Raw genomic sequence first — 20,827 nt, forward strand, 5'->3', positions numbered from 1 at the left:
GAATCTCGTTAAAGTCAGATTAGGTAATAGAGTCATTCTGAAATGACACAGCCAGTAGATGATTAAACGTAAACTGAGTTGCAGAAACTGGGCGGCCAAATAAATAACCTTGATAATTTAAACAGCCCATATCTTCAAGCCTTAGCAAGTGCTCTTGAGTTTCAACCCCTTCAGCTAATACCTCAATATCAAGTGCTCCTGACATAGCAATTACAGCACCTACGATAGCTGCATCACCACTATCAACTAACAAATCACGTACAAAAGACTGATCAATTTTAAGCCTTTCTATTGGCAGTGTTTTCAAATATTGCAAAGACGAATAGCCAGTTCCAAAGTCATCAATTGATAACTTCATCCCTAAAGATCTAATATGCTCCATCTTTAAACGACTGGCTTGTAAATCAGTTAGCAGCATATTTTCCGTGATTTCTATATCAATCAAACTAGCTGGAATATTGTACTTTAATAACAATTTTTCCAAAATAATTAGGAACTCAGGATGCTGGAACTGAATTGGGCTTACGTTAATAGATAAGGTCCATTCAGGCTTCCACAAATCCCGTTTCAGCCATTGTGACAGCTGATAGAAAGCATTCTCCATTACCCACTCACCTAGCTCGATAATCAAACCAATTTCTTCTGCAAGCGGAATAAACTGAGCAGGAGGGATAAATCCATTATCACCATCATGCCAACGTATTAAAGCTTCAGCACCTAACAGCTCACCTTTAACATTATTTTGAGGTTGATAATAAAGCTCGAACTCATTATGAGTCATGGCTCTATGTAAGGCTTTTTCCAGTTTGAGCCTATCATCGGTTAGCACCTGCATTTCTGCTTTGTAGAAACGATAGGTATTACGACCTGCATCTTTCGCCTTATACAAGGCTGTATCAGCTTGTTTTAACAAAACACCAACATTATCTTCAAAGCCATCAAATAATGTAATACCGACACTGACAGAAATATGCATTTCGTGAGCGCCAACAAACTTAGCTCTGTTAAAAGTCTGTATTATCTGCTGCGCAAAAATAGACACCTTCTCAGTGATAAGCTCAAGGTCTCCCTCTAGGAATGGGAAAAGAAATACAAATTCATCTCCCCCAAGTCGAGCTACACAAATATCACCCTCAGCCAAAACCTTAAAGTCATTCGCTACAACTTGTAATAACTGATCACCAACATCATGACCTAAAGAGTCATTAATGTTTTTAAACCTATCTAGGTCTAAAAACAAAACGGCCCCTTTTACTTTTCGTTCACGACTAATCGACATGGAAGACTCTAGTGTTTCCATGATCCAATGGCGATTAGGTAAATGGGTGAGAGAATCGAAATAAGCCAGATGATTAATCTTATCTTCCGCTTCTTTACGAGCCGAAATATCACGTGCAAGAATTAAAACTTCAATTGAATCTTGTAATACATATTTGATTAAACGAATTTCAGTCGGTGTAATCGCCCCAGATGAATGTTTATATTGGGTTTCAATGGTTAATGGTGTATCGAGAGGCTGTTTAACTAAATCTTGATAGAATTTTGTCCAGCTATCTTCAGCATGTAGACTACGTAAATGAGAGTGAGTCAACTGATACTCATCAACACCGACCATTTTAACCGCCGCTTTATTCACCAAAGAGATTTGGCCTTCTATATCAGAGAGGAAAATGGCATCGCCTGCTTGAGAGATAATAGCTTTTGAATGAGCATCACTTCTTTCCAGTGCTTTCAAGGTGCTTTCTAACTTCCACCAAATCTCACTAAAAGCATCACTTAAAGCGCCAAGTTCATTATTCACGAACTCAGTGTCATCAAGTTTCGGCAAAGGCTGAGATAAGTCTTCACTATGCGCAAGTAGTATCGTAGTCAGTTTTTTAAGCGGTCTTGTCACAATGACAAAGAAAACGAGGGAAATTAATGATGCTAAAAAGATATCTTTTAGTAAGCTCAAAAACAGCCCATCTAGGCTTTCATTGATAAAGTTTTGAACAACTAATTCCTGATCAACCCATATACTTAACTTACCAACAAATAAGGCACTGCCCTCATAAGTTAACGGAATACTATAATGAGCCACATCCGGTAATAAGAAATCTGCAAGAATTTTATAGAAACGACTTTTAAAGTCATCCCGCCGGGCCACCCCCAAAAGTGAACCATCCTCACTTGCGAGTTCTGCACGATAGACTAAGGTTTTTTTAGTAAGACCATTAACCAGTTGATTGGCAAAGACGGTATCGAAGCGAAAAGCAGCCTGCTCCGCTGGCTTTTCAATTAATTCCAGTAGCTGAGTAAACTCTTTGTCTACTTCACTTCTAACTTCAATGATGTCCGTATAAAACTTAATTAAGCTGGCAACAAGACTCAAGCCTACAGCAAACAACAGCGTATATAGGGCTTGCTTAAGAAAAAGTGGTTTAGTTAATGCTGATCTCACTCAAAACGCCTTTTCATCATGATATACAAACTAATATTATAGTCAGTTCCAGCTTAGACACATGAAATGCTCAATATGAAAATGCAAAAAATCATGGTTCACTAAATTTGCTTCATATTCACCATAATTTTAAACAAAATCAATATAATTTTTTAAGGATATTGGTAAGTGAAGGTCCTAATAGAAGCTATTGATAATTATAGTTTAATTCCCCCTATACTCCAGAAGAAACCTAGCCAAGCTCACTTGGTTAAACCAACAACCCTATTTCGGCCTGATTTTTTTGCCTGATATAGCTCTTTATCTGCTCGGTCAATTAATTGATCCACATTCGTATCTGTTGGGAGTAAACACGAAATACCAGCGCTAATAGTAATACTAAATTGGCCTAACTTAGTTTCTAAAGCCTCACTTGCACAGATTAATCGAATTTCTTCAGCCAGTTGCATAGCCGCCTGCACTTTTGACCCAGGCATCATGATTAAGAACTCTTCACCACCATATCGACCAAAGTAATTTGGCTCCTTAATCACACTCTGACAACGTGTTGAAAAAGCTTTTAGCACTTCATCACCGGCACTGTGACCAAAATTATCATTTATTTGTTTAAACCTATCTAGGTCAATAAGAACACAAGCAATAGTGGATGTTAAATTTCTTTCAGTAGCGAAAAATTCTGCCGCCTTATCCATCAGAAAACGACGATTAAATAAGCCAGTTAACGAGTCTGTCATCGCCATCATGGTCAACTTTTGTTCCATTCTGACTTGTTCACTCACATCAACCAAAGTGGTCTGTATGGCATCCTCATCATTCCAAGTGACTTTTCGTTCGACTAACTCAACCCACAAAACTGAGCCGTCCTTTCGACGGTTCTTAAATCTCAATTTCGGGTCAGGTGTTTGATTGGCTAAAATTTGAGATGCACGAATTAAAGGTGTTTCAACATTATTATCAGAAAAGAAAGAGCTAATATCATCTAGCGCCATGATTTCTTGAGGCGAATCATAACCATGCATATTGGCATAAGCTTGATTAACCATAAGAGGCTTAAAGTCTCTGTGTATTACCATACCTTGAATAGAGCCTTCGATAAGGTCTCTAAATTTCTGTTCGCTTTCTCGTATTTTAGTTTCAGCTTGGGTTAAGGCTGAAATATCAATAAAGGTTATTTGTAAAGCAGGCTCTCCTTGCCAATCCACTATGTGCTCAATCGCAAGGATAAAAAATTCAATATTATTTTGATCTAGATGCCTAAAAGATCGAACCTGAGGCTTTACCTCTCCATTCATTAGGGCTCTATAATTTTCTAAACTTACCTCTCTTTGTCCTTCATTTACCAAAGGAAAAATACTTGGCAGCTTAAGAATATCTTGGCCCTCATTAAAGCCAAAGAACTTAGCATAGTTATCATCAGCGTAGAGAGGAACAAAATCTCGATGAATAACCATGCCATAATTTGGATCGATTAAATCCCTTCTTTGTTTATTCATATAAAACACAGCCAAAAATTAGTACTTTAGAAGAACTTGAATAAATATATTTGGTCTCTTATGTAAGCTATCATTGTAATCTAGATAAATTAAAATGCTTAAAACAACTATACTCTCAAATCAGGGCTGGCGGAAAGAGGCCTAGTCAAATAGTTAATTTTTAAATCTGGCAGCAAGTAAATTTTTCTTTTACTTAATTGAAAATGGACTTCACTATACATAAGACACAGTTAGAGCATCAATTGTGTCAATTTTAAAACCAACATAAGTAAGCCTATTTCCAATATGATATCGTTAAGACTACTTATTTTTTGTGTAATGACTTCAATTACCTTAATTCCGATTTTTGGTTTATCCCTGTGGACAAACAAGATCATTAAGGAACAAATATATGAAGCAGTAAATGAAAAGCACCTATTAATAGCGAACAATATAACATTTGCCTTGAATCGCTATACAAAAGATTTAAGTAGCGCACTCAAAACATCCGTTATTTCTCGTAATACTAATGATAATAAAGAAATAACAAACGCATTATTACAGCAGCTTAATATCCATACCTTGGGCAAATACAATCATAAAGGCCGCCGAATAATGACTTACTTTGGCGAAGCCATTTATACGCCAAACTCTCTATTTAGTCTTAGAATAGACAGCCAATCAATTACTAAAAACAAAGTCTATTTCTCCGATTTAAAACATGGTTTCCTACCTGAACCAAGTCTTTTTTTATACCTAAAAGATGATAATAACCAACTTTGGTTAGCCGCACTAAATCGAAAGTATATTAAAGAAATTCAATCACTTATTAGCTTTGGTGAAAAAGGGCACGCGGCCATAGTTGATAAAAAAGGGCGTATACTTGCTCATCCAAATAGTGACTGGGAAAGCTCTGGAAAAAACCTTTCTAAGGTATCCATTGTTAAAAAAATGATGGCAGGCGAAACAGGAGTAAGTCAGTTTTTTTCCCCTGCTCTGATGCAAGACATGATCGCAGGCTTTAATGTTATTGATCAAACTGGTTGGGGTGTCATGGTGCCACAGCCACTTAGCGAATTGGACGTGAGTATTAAAAGGGTTAAGCAATTAACCTTAATCATTGCATTAATCTCATTTTCAACAGCGGCACTACTGAGTTGGTGGATATCAGGCATTATTACAGCACCGATAAAAACCTTAGCCAAAAGAACAAATCGTATCGCTGGCAGCTTTGACAGTAAGTCAAAAACTAAAAAGAGCAGAATGCCACCCACAAAAGAGTTTTCTGCTCTCATGTTAAGTTTCAATCACATGGCTCAGCAGATTGAAAAGGATAAATTAGAGCTATCACAAAAAGTTAATGAAAGGACGATTGAATTAAAAGAAGCGGAAGAAAAGAGCCGCAATCTAGCCAATCTAGATTTTATTACTGGGCTTGCAAACCGCATGTCAGCCATTAACACTTTGGAAAAGCTAACTGACAAACAAGAAGATTTTGCCTTACTATTTATCGATTTAGATAACTTTAAACCTATTAATGACAAGTATGGTCATATTACAGGAGATAGGTTACTTCAGGCTGTTGCTAGGCGAATTCGCTCTGAAAATACGCGAAAGAACAATTTAGCTGCGCGTTATGGTGGGGATGAATTCTTAATTATTATTCACCGTCCTGGAGACCTAGATAATCTGATGTCTGAGGTTAATCAAATCTTAGATTTACTGACGACACCTTACATTATAGATGGATTAGAACTGCATATTGGTGCTTGTATTGGTATCACGAGAAACATCCCAACGAAGAAGACGACAGCAGATCAGCTGATTCACCAGGCAGATCAGGCAATGTACCACGCGAAAGAAAGAGGAAAAAATAAAGCCATCCTTTATTCTTCTACTCTTAAAAGCTAAAAAAGCGCAACAGGCTACACTATTGCGCTTTTGAAGAACACAGCCTTACTTATGAGCAAAAGCCGCTTTGCTACAATCACCTTCGATTCTTGCCTTTTCTTCTTCCAATAACTCGTCTGGGAATTGGCTCATAAAGCAACAACACACGCCTTCACCTATCATGGTTCTTGGACCTAATGGGTGCGAGATATGCTGATACACACCATGGCTATGCTGATGGCCGTCGCCATGACTATGGGAATGTCCATGACTGTGAGAGTGGCTATGATCATGTGAATGACTGTGATCATGTGAATGACTGTGATCATGAGAGTGGCTATGATCATGTGAATGACTGTGATCATGTGAATGATCAGCCTGAGAGGCGCCTTGTGTATCGTCTTCAGGGTCAACAAATTCAGCATGGTGGTGATGCACATCCACTTCACCCGCCGCTAAACGTCGTTTAAAGGAGGCCATTAGACTTTCTTCGCCTAACTCATCACCGTTAACAATTTCCATCACACGGTTTTCAAAAGCATCAATCACTTTTGGGTGATCATTTAGATAAGGCGTTTGTACAAATTCAATACCAGGGTTTTCAGCGGCCACTTTATCAACATAACCTTGAATACGCTTAATAAGACGGCCAGTGAACAAGAAGTAAGGTGCAACAACAATACGCTTAAACCCTAGCTTCATTAGCTTCTCAAGACCCACACCCACAGAAGGGTAAGTTACGCCAGAATAAACCGTATCCGCCCAACCAAACCCCATATTTTCATTCACTATGCGGGTCAGTTTTGCTGCTTCTGCATTTGCACCAGTATCAGAGGTACCACGACCAACGACCACCAGCATGGTGTCATATAAATTTTCTGGTGGGTTTTCAGCATCTAAGCCAAGAGATTCATAGATACGAGCCTGAAAAGCATCAATCATATCGTCTTGTAAACCAAGCTCACGGCCGTAGGTCATTTCGACATTGCCTTGCTTTTCAGCAAAGGTAGTCAATACAGATGGAATATCATTTTTAGCATGTGTTGCTGCAAACAACATACCAGGAACAGCATAAATATGTTCAACACCTTGCTTGATTAAACGATTTAGCCCCATATGAATGTTGGGAGCAGAAAACTCTAAAAAGCCATACTCAACCGGCACATCAGGAAAGCGTTCCTTTAAACCTTTTGCAACCAAACCAAATTCACGTTCCGCATCTTTATCGCGACTACCGTGCCCGCAAATCATGATGCCGGCATTCGCGGCTAATTTATTTGTCATCTTTACTCTACCGTCTTAAATATAATTGTTTTAGTACTAGCACTTGTGGCACTAGCTAAGTTAATTCGCCTGCTCTTGCCTCATATCTAGCTCAAGTAGCAGGTCTTGTAATTTCGTTTCATAGCCATTGGGCTCTTGCCACATACCACGTTGGCAAGCTTCTAATAAGCGCTCAGCCATTTCTTCTAAGGCATTAATATTATTTTGCTCTAGAAACGCTCGATTGGCCCCATCAAATACTAAGGCATCAGTGACTTTTTCATACTGATAATCCGCAACCAAATCGGTTGTCGCATCATAAGCAAACAAATAATCAATACTCGCTGCCATTTCAAAGGCGCCTTTATACCCGTGTTCTTGCATGGCTTCAATCCATTTAGGATTAAGTACGCGAGAACGCACCACTCTATTTAGCTCTTCTTTAAGGGTTCGTACTTTAGGCGCGCTTGGATTCGAATGATCATTGAGATAAACCTCTGGGGACTTTTTTGCGAATTGAGTCACCGCATTCGTCATCCCACCTTGAAACTGATAATAATCATCAGAATCTAAAATATCGTGTTCGCGATTATCCTGATTTTGCACCACGACTTCTAACTGAGAAAGTCGATGCTCGAAGGCCCCTTTCGCCTCTATGCCCTCACCTTTAAGATGTTTAGCCCCATAGGCATAACCGCCCCAGTTAACATAAGCTTCTGCTAAATCTACTTGAGTATCCCAGCAGCGCTCATCAATAAGCCCCTGCAAACCCGCACCATAGGCACCGGGTTTACTGCCAAACACGCGATAACTAGCTTCTTGCCTCGCTTCTTCTTTTGTTAGGCCTTGCGCTTCCAAGGCTTGCTGGCGAGCAAGCACATTATTACGTATCAAATTACCTGTGCCCGGCTCTTCAAAATCCACTATCGCTTGCACAGCGGCATCATAAAGCTGCATAACGCTAGCAAAAGCATCTCTAAAAAAGCCGGAAACTCTTAGAGTGACATCGACTCTAGGCCGACCTAATCGCATACAAGATAAAACCTCAAAGTCAGTCACGCGATTAGAGCCCGCCGCCCAAACAGGCCTAACTCCCATCAGCGCAAACGCTTGAGCAATATCATCCCCGCCTGTACGCATAGTGGCGGTTCCCCAAACAGATAGCCCTAACTCTTTAGGATAGTCACCATGCTCTTGAAGATGCCTTAAAATAAGCGCCTCAGCGGACTTTTCTCCCAAGACCCAAGCCGCCTTTGAAGGAATAGCCCGATTATCAACGGAGAAAAAGTTACGACCTGTTGGTAAGGTATCTAAACGACCTCTGGTTGGTGCCCCACTTGGCCCTGGCGCGACAAATTTACCTGCTAAGCCTTTGATGATGGCATTTATTTCTTCTCTTTCGCTCTCTTTAAGCGCGACTAATAGTGTCTGTTTCGCATGACTTAATAGCGTCTGAGTGTTGGGTAAATTAGCAAGATCATAGTTGTAACCACTGGCGTTATCAGTTGGCCTATTATCCAACTGATCATTTAACTGGCCATCTAACTTTTCACTCAATAAGTGCTCAAGAATCAACTTTTGCGCAAACACTTCTAGACGCTCTTTGGTATCAGCGTGGGTGCGCCAATGGTTTTCTAGCAAACTATCAAGTATCGCAGGTTTATCATTTAACCAAGGCGCTGAACTTGCTTGGCTAGGGTCAAATGCAAGATCATCTTTAGCTGAGCCGATCTCACCAGAACCCCATATAAAGCCAAAGTCGCGAGCCAAACTGTGAATAATGCCTTGTGACTCGATACTTGTCCCTCTAGGCAGCCTTAATAAAGCAACCAAGGTATCTGCAAGCTTTTCACTATCGGGTAATTGCCCGAGTCGATGCAAACCATGACGAATTTGAGACTCTTTGATTTCACATAAATAGGTATCAAGTTCTGCAAGTACAGCTTCATCTTCACCTGAGTTTGGCGCTAATTCATCTAATACATGTGTTTCTTTTACCAGCTTTAATATCTGCTCTTTCAGCCAGTTTTCACGTCGCTCATCCATTCCCATGGCTTGATAAAATTCGTCGACCAAGTTTTCAAGTTCAGCCAATTCACCATAGCTTTCAGCCCGCGTCATAGGTGGCATTAAATGGTCGATGATAACGGCTTGAGTACGACGTTTTGCTTGTGACCCTTCTCCTGGATCATTCACAATAAAAGGATAGAAATGAGGCATAGGCCCCATCGCAATATCAGGCCAACACTCATCAGATAAAGCAGACCCCTTCCCCGGCAACCATTCCAAATTGCCATGTTTCCCCACATGAATAATGGCATCAACTTTGTAAACATGTCTTAGCCAAAAGTAATAGGCTAAATAACTATGGGGCGGTATCAAATCTGGATCATGATAATTCGCCGCCAAATCAAGGTTGAACCCCCGCGCAGGCTGGATACCAACAAAGGTTTGACCTAAACGAATCCCTGCCAGCATGATACGAGCTTGGCCATTTTGAACTCGACATTTATGGTCTGCTTCGGGCTCCCCCCAGCGAGATAAAACGGCTTCTTGAGATGCTTTAGGCAGCAAGGCAAAGTGTTTATTATATTCATCAAGACTAAGGCTTTGCCAGCACCCTAAGTGATGCAAGGTATTAGGATTGTTTGTCACACTACCAAGCAAACTTTCTATCAGCGCATTGCCATCTTCTGGTATCTCATTAATAGGATAACCTGACTCAGCTAACGCATTTAAAATAGTCACTGTCGAGGCTGGTGTATCCAGCCCAACGCCGTTACCAATGCGTCCATCCTTGGTTGGATAGTTAGCCAAAATTAAAGCGATACGTTTTTCGCTATTAGGTTTCACAGCAAGATTGGCAAACTTTTTTGCTAATGCTGCAACAAAATGCGCTCTCTCTTGATGAATGGCATAACGGATCAAATCAATCTCGCAAGCCTGATCATAATAGCTTTGTTGCTTAAAACTCACCGCTCGGCTAATGATACGGCCATCCATTTCAGGCAAGACCACTTGCATAGCAAGGTCGCGATTTCGTAGGCCTTGGTTTTGTTCCTGCCAATCCTCTTCAGTACTACTAGAGAGAACCAGCTGTAAGACAGGTAAAGGTCGTTCGAAGCTCGACTGAAAATCAGTTGGAGATGGCGCTAGATCAGGACTAGGGGCACGATTACTAGCAAAACCAGTAGTATTGAGCACCAGTTTAGCATCCGTACTCTCGATCAAACCATTAAGCATTTGCAAAGATTCAGCATCTTTAAGAGACGTCACAGCAACCGCTAAGGGCACTAAACCATGCGCCTCTAAAATGCGAATTAATTGATCAAACATTTGCGTATTAGCACTTTGCAAATGATTGCGATAAAACACCAATAAACAAACTGGCCTTGAGTTTTCACCCTGTTGCAACTGGTCTACATAATGAGAACGCCACTCAACAAGACTAGAGGCGCCCCCCTTTAAGTAAACCAGGCAAGAAGCCAGTGCTTTAGGCTCTTGCCAAGTGTATTGGCTAAGTGCAAACACCTGATCAAACAAAAAATGCCAAAAGGAAGCCAGGTTCTCTGTGCCACTTTCACGTAAAAAACGCCAAACCTTATGGCTTTCAAAATCCCCTAGATTAGAGGTTGCAGCAAGCTCTGGATCTGGCACATCATCCCCAGGCACCATAACCAAAGTACGGCCAGGTTTCGCTCTAGACCAAGCAACCAACCTTTCATAGCCATAGGGCCAGTAATGTTTGCCCCCTAAAAAAGACACAACGACTAACTTGGCCTTTTCAAGCACCTTATCTTCATAAAGATCATAGGCAGCTGGCTTTAACAATTGCATCCAATTAGCGAGGCGTATACTGGGCCTTGGGGCTTGGCTATCAAGCGTGTGATCAATGGCTGTTACACCTTGAGCTAAAGCAGACAGCAAGGAGTCAGCTGCAGCTAAACACACAATATCAGCAGGGCTTTGATCAAGGTCGATAATACCTTCATCATCGACAAAGCCACCCGGTTTCGCTGCTAAAAGATGCACTTGTTATTTCCTATTTCGTTTATTCAATCAGGCTTAAAACTGATCTAATCAAAACCAAAGTTAAGCCAAGGCTTTATTTAATTCAGCTTCAACAGCGTCTTTAGAAATGCCTTTACCGATAAAGACTAATTGAGTTTGGCGTGCTTCTTCTGCATTCCACAAACGGTCAAAGTATTTATCAAGACGTTTACCTACCGCTTGGAACACCTGACGCATTGGTTTACCTGCTACCGCTGCAAAGCCTTTGGCACGATAGATATTGTGGGACGCAATTAAACCATTTAGAACCTGCTCTAAGCGATCAGAGTCCACTTCGCCGATACTAATCACGAAAGAGTCAAAATGGTCGTGGGCATGATCATGATGCTCACCATGTGCATGGTGATGGTCATGGTGATTATGTACATGATCAATACGCGTTTCAGACGCCGCATCCATGCCTAGTAGCATGTCTAATGCTGCTACACCATTGTCGATATACGCCGTTTTCACTGTGTCAGGCACTTTATTAGCAACCACTTTTTTAACTTGCTCACGTTCAGCTTCGGCGAGTAAATCATTTTTACTGACGACCACTAAATCTGCTGCACTTAACTGATCATCCAATAACTCTTGTAAACTTGGGTCATGATCTAAACTCTCATCTGCTAAGCGTTGCTTTTGCACTAACGCTTCATCATGAGCAAATCGGCCTGCAGCAACCGCCGGACCATCGACAACAGTAATCACAGCATCAACCGTGCAATACTCTTGAATGCCAGGCCAGTTAAAGGCTTGTACTAATGGCTTAGGTAACGCCAAACCACTGGTTTCAATCAAAATGTGGTCTATATCATCACGACGCGCGACTAACTGCTGCATAACAGGCAAAAACTCTTCTTCAACGGTGCAACAAATACAACCATTGGCGAGTTCATAAAAACCATCTTCACCGTTTTGTGTTGTACTCGCCTCTTCATCATCACAGTCTAGTGGGCATGAACGTAGTAAATCAGAGTCAATGTCCAGTTCACCAAACTCATTCACAATCACAGCAATACGCTTGCCTTGGGCTTGCTTTAATACATTAGAAAGTAAAGTGGTTTTACCGCTGCCCAAAAAGCCAGTAACAATAGTTGTTGGAATTTTATTAAGTTGCATTATCTAGTCCTTGTTCTCGTTAAGCATCTTATCTGCCTTTGGGGCACGCTGCTTTTTACGGAATAAATTAGGTTGGTTTTTATCGTATAAATAAGAGTCGTTAAAGTCGTCAGTATCCAGCACATGGCCAACCAAAATAAGGCTAGTTAGGGTGAATTTTTTCTCACGTACTTTTTGTACTATGTCAGCCAAAGTGCCAGTCACATAGTCTTGATCAGGCCAACTTGAGCGATAACAAACAGCTACCGGGCAATCAGCGCCATAGTGAGGTATTAGCTCTTCAACTATTTTATGTATCTTGGTAACACCCAAATGGATCGCGAGCGTTGCACCACTTTTAGCAAGCGCCGGTAAACGCTCTCTTTCAGGGAAAGGCGTTTTACCTTCATAGCGTGTCATTATGATGGTCTGGGACACACCCGATAAGGTTAGCTCTTTACGTAATAGAGCAGCAGAAGCCGCAACAGCACTGACACCTGGAATCACTTCATAATCAATGTCTAATGCTTCAATACGGCGAATTTGCTCGCCAATTGCACCATACAAAGACGGATCACCACACTGCAAACGAGCCACATCCTTACCTTCTAGATGCGCCTTTTCAATCACTGATGTGGTTTCATCTAAGTTCATTTCTGCCGTGTTATAAATTGCTTCAGCGCTTTCTTCTACACTGGCAATCACTTCTCTTGGAATAAGGGAACCTGCATAAAGTACAACAGGACAAGCACTCAAGGTTTTCATGCCCTTAATTGTCATTAAATCAGGGTCACCAGGACCTGCACCAATAAAGTAGACTTTCATTTTCTCTGCCTTAATGCCTCAGTATTAGAGTTTTTTAGAATAGCCCCTAGGCGTATAAATCCAATCTTTCTCACCATTTTGAATATGACGAGATTCACTGTTACCCACACTCACCATGGTAAACATATCTACATCTTTAGCATCTAACTCCGCTAAGGTTGTGAAGGTAATCTCTTCATCAGGACGCGTTAATTGTCGCCCAATCATGACGGGAGTCGTCGCTGGACGATACTTCAATAAAACATCACGGGCATGGTTTAGTTGCCAATCACGTTTTCTTGATACTGGGTTATAAAAAGAAACAACAAAGTCACCCGCGCCCGCAGCGTGAATACGTTTATCAATGCTTTCCCATGGGGTTAATAAATCGGACAAAGAAATGGTACAGAAGTCATGCCCTAGCATAGCACCGACTTTGCTCGCACCCGCCTGCATCGCAGAAATACCTGGCACCACTTCAATCTCGATATCTAACCATTCAGGGTGAGACTCTTTACCTTGTAACTGCTGATCTAGCAATTCAAACACCAAGGTCGCCATAGCATAAATACCAATATCCCCACTCGAAATTAGAGCGGTTGTTTTACCTGATGCAGCCAGATCCAAAGCTAATCGCGCTCTGGCAATTTCTTCACCTAAAGGTAAATCATGGTGGGTTTTGTTGTGACAAATATCCCCTAACAGATCCAAATAATAACCGTAGGCCACCATGTCTGTGCTGGCCTTTAATGCAGCAAGGGCTTTAGGTGCGACCAGATCCAGATCTCCTGGCCCCATTCCAATTACAAATAACTTACTCATGACAAACCTGTACTCAAATAATAACTTAGCGATTCTTCGCGAATGGAGCGCATTGTACAGGACTTCTTTATAAGACGGCATGAAAAGCCTTGATGAAAGTGTGAAGGCTTTTCAGGTCAAGCTGAATACCTCTCCAAAATGAGTCTCAATATTTAATACTTTTTCAGGGAAACCCACTCAAACATGAAGTTATCTGCATATTGGTATTATTCGGGTCAGCATTTTGATTAGACTTGACTCAAAGAAATGAAAAAAACATGCCGAGCATCTCAAAAGAAACTAGGCTTATGGCTTGAAAAGTCGAGTTAAGCGCACCTTATTAACAAGCTGTATTTAGACTTGCGTTAAGGTGCTAATAATTACTTAAACATGGAAAACAAATGGAAGTCTCTATGAAAAATACCTTTGTAATAGGTCTTGTTACCAGTTCAATTTTTTCCGTTGCAGCCCATGCTGCTAGCACCTCTTCAAACGCTGTTGCTGATAGCGTCATTGCAAACCAGAGAGCCATGCTAGAAAGCAATACCGCTGGTAAGGGTTATGGCCCCCAATCACCTAGAGACATAGATTCGCTGGAAGGAAAAAATGACATTATTTTTGGCTTATCACCTGCTTCCACTCAAATGAATTTATGTAACATACATTTTCATAAAAATGCCGAGCATAAAGGGGGTGAGTTTACCCATTTCGCAGGCAATGGCGATGGACACGGTTATCAAACAGGCTTTGAGTACACAGGCAAGTTTAATAAGAGCGAACTCATGCCCTATGAGCATACAGTGGGAGAAAGTGAACATGGAGGTTTATATCCAGGCGATACCATCGAAGTTCACTATGTTTATTCAACCGCTAAAGTTACTCCAGGCCCAACACTTGGATCTTGCCTAACCAAAGAAAATGGCAACCCACAATTAAGAGTTGAAACGCAAGTCTATGTACTTGTGAATGATAAAAAAGCACAAAACTTTTTATATTTAACCGCTGTAGACACTGTTAATGACAGGCCTCAAGCGCCAAACATCCCATCCAATACAGGTAAAGCCGTTGAATATATTGGCTCAACCACCGGCCCTGGCTACAACGAAAAATCGTCTCCTTATCAAGTAACCTGGAATGTTAGACCGCAAGTGGTCAAGGTAAACATAGCCACAGTCGATGAGTGGCTAAAAGACAATGTGTTTGAAGAAGATCATGCCCATGGGGTTAGGAATCTCGTCACTAACCTGAGTTTGCTTTCCAAAATAGAGAGATAAGTACACTTATAGGAAGGTGAGCAACTCTACTCACCTTCCTTTATCTATTGCTAATATTTAATTTTTCCATCTTTTGAATCTATTTCCTCAAATCTAAATTATCGTCTGATACATAATTTTAAGCAAAAAATTAAAACGTTAAATAAATAAGTCTTGCATGACTCCTTGTTTATTTGTGCGAATTTCGTTCAAAAACACATTAGAACAGGCATGCTTCATGCTTATAAAAAAGAACATATAACTTTCGTTATAATTAAAGTGAATATAGTTATAATTATTTAGAATAAATCTCTTAACATAAGTTTCAACGTGTGATTATATTTATAACCTCTTCAAAATAACTTTAATTATAAAATAGGGAAATAGAGATGACATTTACACAAAAGAAACTTAGCAGTCATATAGCTGCTGGTATTTTAGGCTTCAGTTTAAGCGGTATGGCAGTGGGAGCAGGACAGGTTGCAGACACGATCGCCCCTGAACTATCCAATGCTTGGCTAAATAAAGAGTTAGTTAAATCTAACCATTTTATGGTGGCTGCCGCCAACCCAATCGCCACTCAAGCGGGCTATAAAGTTTTAAGTGAAGGTGGTTCTGCCATCGATGCTCTGGTTGCCGTACAAATGATGCTAGGCCTTGTGGAGCCTCAGTCTTCTGGTTTAGGTGGCGGTGCTTTTGTTGTTTATTATGATGCAAAACTTAAAAAGCTAACTACTTTTGATGGTCGCGAAACGGCTCCGCAAGAAGCAACACCAGAACTTTTCCAAGATGAGAATGGCAAACCACTCAAGTTCTATGATGCCGTTGTCGGAGGCCGTTCTGTAGGTACACCAGGTACAGTGAAACTCATGGGTGACTTACATGAAAAGTATGGCCGTTTATCTTGGAGTCGATTACTTCAGCCTGCTCAAGAAACAGCTGAAGATGGCTTTGAAGTTTCAGCTCGCCTAGCAAGTTCTATTGAGGGTGGCAAAGAAAGATTAGCAAGGTACCCTGCCACTAAAGCTTACTTTTTTGATGCTGATGGCGAACCATTAAAAGAAGGTACCTTACTTAAAAACTCAGCTTATGCACAAACCTTAGACACCCTTGCTAACAATGGTGCAAATGCATTTTATACAGGCCATATCGCCAAAGATATCGTCAAGAAAGTCCGCGGTATTGAAGATAACCCAGGTGTCTTAAACGAAATCGACTTTGCCAGTTATCAGATTAAAGAAAGAGCGACAACCTGCCTTGCTTACAAGCAATATGATATTTGTGGCATGGGTCCACCAAGCTCTGGCGCCCTTACGGTTGGACAAATTATGGGAATAACAGGCGAATTTGATCTTGCTTCTATGGGGCCAGACTCGACAAAAGCTTGGCAAATTATTGGTGATGCATCACGTTTAGCCTTCGCAGACCGTGGTCGTTATATGGCAGATACAGACTTCGTCCCTATGCCACAAGGTTTGCTAGATGCTTCCTATCTGAAAGAAAGAGCCGCACTGATCACACCAGGAGAAGCACTTAAAGAGGTAAAACCAGGTAACCCAAGTTGGAATCACCCTATTGCGCAAGCGGATGATATTTCGATCGAACTACCATCCACCAGCCATATTTCGATTGTCGATGCTGAAGGTAATGCTGTCTCTGTTACAACTACAATTGAGAATGGTTTTGGCTCACGTGTCATGAGTAATGGTTTCTTATTGAATAATGAATTAACCGACTTCTCATTTAGAGCTCATAAGGATGGTTTTCCAATTGCTAACCGTTTAGAACCGGGCAAGCGCCCTCGCTCGTCTATGTCTCCAACTATCGTACTTAAAGACGGTAAGCCTTATCTAGTACTAGGCTCACCGGGTGGCTCTCGTATTATTGGCTATGTAGCTAAAACGTTAATTGCTCACCTTGAGTGGGGCATGGATATTCAGTCAGCAATTAGCTTACCGAACATGCTTAACCGTTTTGGTACTTATGATGTTGAAAAAGGCACAAGCGCAGAAAAGCTAGGCTCTCAGCTAGCTGAAATGGGCTTTAAAGTGAATGTGCGTGATTTGAACTCTGGTTTACAGGGCATCATTATTGATGGAGATGGTTTCCAAGGTGGAGCAGACCCAAGACGTGAAGGGATTGCCTTAGGGGATTAATCACTTCTGAACCATTTTAATTAAGCTAAAAAAACGGGCTTCACTTAATATGAAGCCCGTTTTTTTGAATGTATCGCGATGAGTCTAGTTAGCCCCAGTCTTGAATAGCATCTACAAATACTTGTAGAAAACGATTAGTTTGATGGGCATCTAAAGCTCTGTGATCCATAGAAAGAGAAACGTAACACATAGGCTTGATTACCATAGTATCCACCCCGTCCACTTCTTTTACCACTACTCGTTTATCCAGTTTACCTATACCTAAAATCGCCACTTGAGGTTGATTAATGATGATAGGTGCTGCGAGCAAACTACCACTGACACCGTGATTAGAAATGGTAAAGGTGCCATTTTTCATATCGCTAGGCTGAAGTTTTCCGGTACGGGCTTTTTCTGTTTGCTGATTCAGCCCATAGGCAATCTCAAACAGATTCATTTCTTGAACTTGTTGCACAACAGGCACGACCAAACCATCATTCGCTAACGCCGTCCCGACACCGATATTAATGTCTTTAAATAATTCTAAACCTTCTTCATGAAAGCGAGCATTAACCTCTGGCACAGCTTGTAATGCTTTAACACAAGCAGACAAAAAGTAAGCGGTATAAGTGAGATTAACCCCAAGCTCTGCAAACTCTTTCTTATGCCATTTTCTATGTTCAATAATATTTGTCATGTCCATTTCAAATACGCTAGTTACATGGGGAGAGGTATGCAACAAGCTATCTGTCATGTGTTTTGCAATGCTCTTACGCATACTTGTGTGGGGCTTCATCTCGCCAACTAGCGGTCTAGCATCATGATCATGACGAGTTAAAGGCGATTTAGTCACACGCTTTTGACTAACACTTTGAGGAACAGTTTCACCCATTTGAGCCAGATGAGCTTTGACATCACAAAGTGTCACTCGACCATATCGACCCGTACCTTGTATCTGAGATAAATCAAGGCTGTGCTGTCTCAATAAACGCCTAACAGCTGGCCCAACTAATTTACTAGCGGACTGTTGATAGGTCTCTTCGTCCAAGTGAAAGGCTTCACTTTCTTTTACTTGTGGTACAACTTGAGTAATTTCAGAATCTTGTGCTAATACACCTGATTCCGAAAGACGCCCTAAAATGCCTTCAACTGGGACATTATCCCCTTCGTGCATCATTATTTCAGCTAACACTCCATCCTGATTAGCACATATCTCCATAGCCACCTTATCGGTTTCTAATTCAATAATAGGGTCGCCTTGCTTAACTTCTTCACCCACATTAATGAGCCATTTACTTAATACCGCCGAGGTACCTTCTAACTGATCTGCGGGTAATACAATATCTATAAGTGCTTGCATGCTAATCTCCTTAAATCTCAATCAGATCTTGCATGGCAAGTTCAATACGTTCAGTGGTAGGGACAACAGCATTTAACAAATTAATGTTATGCGGCACAGGGGTATTTGGCATGGCTAAACGCTCAATCGGTGCATCCAAATCGAAGAAGGCCTCTTTGGCGAGTATGGCAGCTATCTCAGCCCCAAAGCCTGCTGTCATATTATCTTCATGTACGATCAAACAACGGCTAGTTTTCTTAACGGAAGCAAGGACAGCCTCTTTATCCCAAGGCTGAATAGTTCGTAAATCGATGACTTCGATGCCAAGATCTAACTCAATTGCGGCTTGTTCACAACGCTCTACCATGGCCCCCCAACACACCACGGTTAGCTTGTCTCCTTGGGTTAAGGTTTTCGCCTTACCAAAAGGAATCACATAGTCATCACCAGGGTAAGGTCTACGGGCCCAACGGTTATCAAGCAAGGTTCTGTGCTCAAAAAAGATAGTCGGGTTATTATCTCTTAAGGCATAACGTAATAGGCCAGCAGCGTCTTCTGCATTAGAAGGCATTACCACTTGCCAACCGGTTTTGTGCGCCCACTCCACTTCATCCGACATAGAATGCCAAGGATCACCACGACCAGCAAAGCCCCCTGGAATACGTATTACCATAGGTGCTGCAAATTGGTTATTGGTACGCCAGCGCATAATGCCAGTATCGGTAATCTGCTCACTAGCAGGTTCGGCATATTTTCTAAATTGAATTTCAGGTACAGGCATCAAGCCTGCTAACGCCATCCCTACGGCACGACCAATAATACCCTCTTCCGATAAGCTAGTATCAAAAACTCTTAAATCACCATAAGCTTCATTAAGCCCTAAGGTCGCTGCATGCACACCTCCTTTAGGTCCAACGTCTTCACCAAACACCAATACCTTAGGGTTAGTTTCTAATTCATGAGCAAGTACCTTACGAATCGATGCCAACATATTTAAACGAGCACCTTCTGGTTTGGCTTGCTCACTTACTGGTGGAAACACATGGTGATCCGCATGTAAGCCGCCCCTTAACTGCAGTTCAGCTTGCCCTTGCTCATCTTTTTCGGCATATACATAACGGGTAATATTTTCGATTTTAGGCTCAGGTCTCAGCTTCACTCTTGCCACAGCGGCTAATACTTCTGCATGAGTTTGCTCTTCAAGTGCTAGCCATTGCTGCTCATCCATAATGCCTTTGTCTTGTAAAAATTCGCGCAGTTTAGGCAATGGATCTTGCGTTTTTTCTTGGGCAAGTAAATCAGCAGGTTTATAGGTTTGGGTATCTTGGAAAGTGTGACCACACAAGCGTGGCACTTTAAGTCTTAAAAGACAGGTCCCTTTGCCGCTTCTCACATATTCAACTGCTTCTTCGATAAGCGCTGGTGCTGTGTAGGGGTCAGTACCATCACCATCAATAATTTTTAAGTTTTTATAAGCCGCTAAGTTAGCAACCTGATCCCCCCCTGGTGTTTGCACTGTTTGCGGAACAGAAATGCCATAACCATTATCTTCAATATAAAAAAGGTGAGGTAAATTATTCGTTGTAGAGATATTTAATGCCGCCCAAAAACCACTGGTAGACATGGAAGAATCCCCCCCCATGGATAAGCCAATAGCGCCTTTATATGCTTCATCTTTAAGTTGATCTCTATGATAAACAATAGACTGAGCCCAACCCGAGATAGGTGAATACTGAGAGCCAACGCCACCACACATAGGAAATAACATGGCACCATTACGCTCTTGGTTAGCATAGTTACACACCACACCAATATCACGTCCATCACTATAGCCACCAGATTTAGCCATCCCAGAAGCAAGCGCATCGTCCATAGATAAGCCCAAAGATAAAACAAAAGGACGAGAACGGTAGTAACCCGTTGCACCATCATGAGGGTGAGTTAAAAGAGAACCTAATAGAATTTGTGCGAAGTCATGTCCACGAGCAGAGAATTGATTAAAGACAAGTTTTGCAGGTACTAAATCTTGTTCTTCAACATCGTCCATATAGCGAGAAGTAAGTAAGGTATGTACTAATTGGAACCAGTCAATTTTCGGCTTCAGCCAAGTTACTTTATCCAATTCGTTAAGGGGTACATCGTTATTCTTTTCGATCTTAGCTGCCGAAAGATTTGCTGCCAAAGATTGCATTATCCTGTCCTCTCTATCCCTTCATACCACAGCATGCTGCCTCATAACCTGGCTAACCATACCTAGTTAACCACAGCAACAAAAACGC

Annotated in this window: 12 protein-coding genes; 3 read left to right on the top strand and 9 right to left on the bottom strand. The window is 41.4% G+C overall.

From position 1 onward, the window contains the following. Positions 1-19: 19 nt before the first annotated feature. Together OA91_RS07185 and OA91_RS07190 are read right to left on the bottom strand one after the other, a co-directional pair. Positions 20-2,440, bottom strand: a complete 2,421-nt coding sequence (locus OA91_RS07185; RefSeq protein ID WP_063337400.1) for a putative bifunctional diguanylate cyclase/phosphodiesterase — start codon at positions 2,438-2,440, stop codon at positions 20-22. Positions 2,441-2,682: 242 nt separating this feature from the next. Continuing rightward, positions 2,683-3,933 carry a sensor domain-containing diguanylate cyclase gene (locus tag OA91_RS07190; protein WP_063337401.1) on the bottom strand — a complete coding sequence of 417 codons (1,251 nt, stop codon included), beginning with the start codon at positions 3,931-3,933 and terminating at the stop codon, positions 2,683-2,685. A 318-nt stretch (positions 3,934-4,251) separates the two neighbouring features. Here OA91_RS07190 and OA91_RS07195 point away from each other — a divergent pair, with 318 nt between their 5' ends. Next, positions 4,252-5,823 carry a diguanylate cyclase domain-containing protein gene (locus OA91_RS07195; RefSeq protein ID WP_197477766.1) on the top strand — a complete coding sequence of 524 codons (1,572 nt, stop codon included), beginning with the start codon at positions 4,252-4,254 and terminating at the stop codon, positions 5,821-5,823. 45 nt (positions 5,824-5,868) lie between these two features. Here OA91_RS07195 and OA91_RS07200 read toward each other — a convergent pair whose 3' ends face one another. The 5 genes from OA91_RS07200 to cobJ are packed head-to-tail and all read right to left on the bottom strand — an operon-like array spanning position 5,869 to position 13,842. Beyond that, entirely contained in the window at positions 5,869-7,086 is a 1,218-nt protein-coding gene (locus OA91_RS07200; RefSeq protein WP_063337403.1) for a sirohydrochlorin chelatase, read from the bottom strand. 60 nt (positions 7,087-7,146) lie between these two features. Further along, positions 7,147-11,097, bottom strand: coding sequence for a cobaltochelatase subunit CobN (gene cobN / locus OA91_RS07205; protein ID WP_063337404.1), 3,951 nt, complete (start codon positions 11,095-11,097; stop codon positions 7,147-7,149). Between the two features lie 60 nt (positions 11,098-11,157). Next, a complete protein-coding gene (cobW, locus tag OA91_RS07210; RefSeq protein ID WP_063337405.1) occupies positions 11,158-12,237 on the bottom strand; it encodes a cobalamin biosynthesis protein CobW in 1,080 nt (359 codons plus the stop codon). A gap of 3 nt (positions 12,238-12,240) precedes the next feature. Next, positions 12,241-13,041, bottom strand: a complete 801-nt coding sequence (gene cobM / locus OA91_RS07215; RefSeq protein ID WP_063337406.1) for a precorrin-4 C(11)-methyltransferase — start codon at positions 13,039-13,041, stop codon at positions 12,241-12,243. A 24-nt stretch (positions 13,042-13,065) separates the two neighbouring features. Next, complete coding sequence (cobJ, locus tag OA91_RS07220; RefSeq protein WP_063337407.1) at positions 13,066-13,842, bottom strand: precorrin-3B C(17)-methyltransferase; 777 nt, start codon at positions 13,840-13,842, stop codon at positions 13,066-13,068. Between the two features lie 392 nt (positions 13,843-14,234). On the opposite strand from cobJ, the gene OA91_RS07225 reads away from it, so the two are divergent. Beyond that, positions 14,235-15,095, top strand: a complete 861-nt coding sequence (locus tag OA91_RS07225; RefSeq protein WP_063337577.1) for a delta-class carbonic anhydrase — start codon at positions 14,235-14,237, stop codon at positions 15,093-15,095. 368 nt (positions 15,096-15,463) lie between these two features. After that, positions 15,464-17,230 carry a gamma-glutamyltransferase gene (ggt, locus tag OA91_RS07230; protein WP_063337408.1) on the top strand — a complete coding sequence of 589 codons (1,767 nt, stop codon included), beginning with the start codon at positions 15,464-15,466 and terminating at the stop codon, positions 17,228-17,230. Between the two features lie 88 nt (positions 17,231-17,318). Here the strand turns inward: ggt and OA91_RS07235 are convergent, their stop codons facing one another. After that, positions 17,319-18,569: a dihydrolipoamide acetyltransferase family protein gene (locus OA91_RS07235; protein WP_063337409.1), complete on the bottom strand. Its 1,251-nt coding sequence runs from the start codon at positions 18,567-18,569 to the stop codon at positions 17,319-17,321. A 10-nt stretch (positions 18,570-18,579) separates the two neighbouring features. Next, a complete protein-coding gene (locus OA91_RS07240; protein WP_231870333.1) occupies positions 18,580-20,739 on the bottom strand; it encodes an alpha-ketoacid dehydrogenase subunit alpha/beta in 2,160 nt (719 codons plus the stop codon). Positions 20,740-20,827: the final 88 nt, after the last annotated feature.

The organism is Marinomonas sp. SBI8L (genome assembly GCF_001624705.1).
In the GTDB taxonomy this organism is placed as follows: Bacteria; Pseudomonadota; Gammaproteobacteria; order Pseudomonadales; family Marinomonadaceae; genus Marinomonas.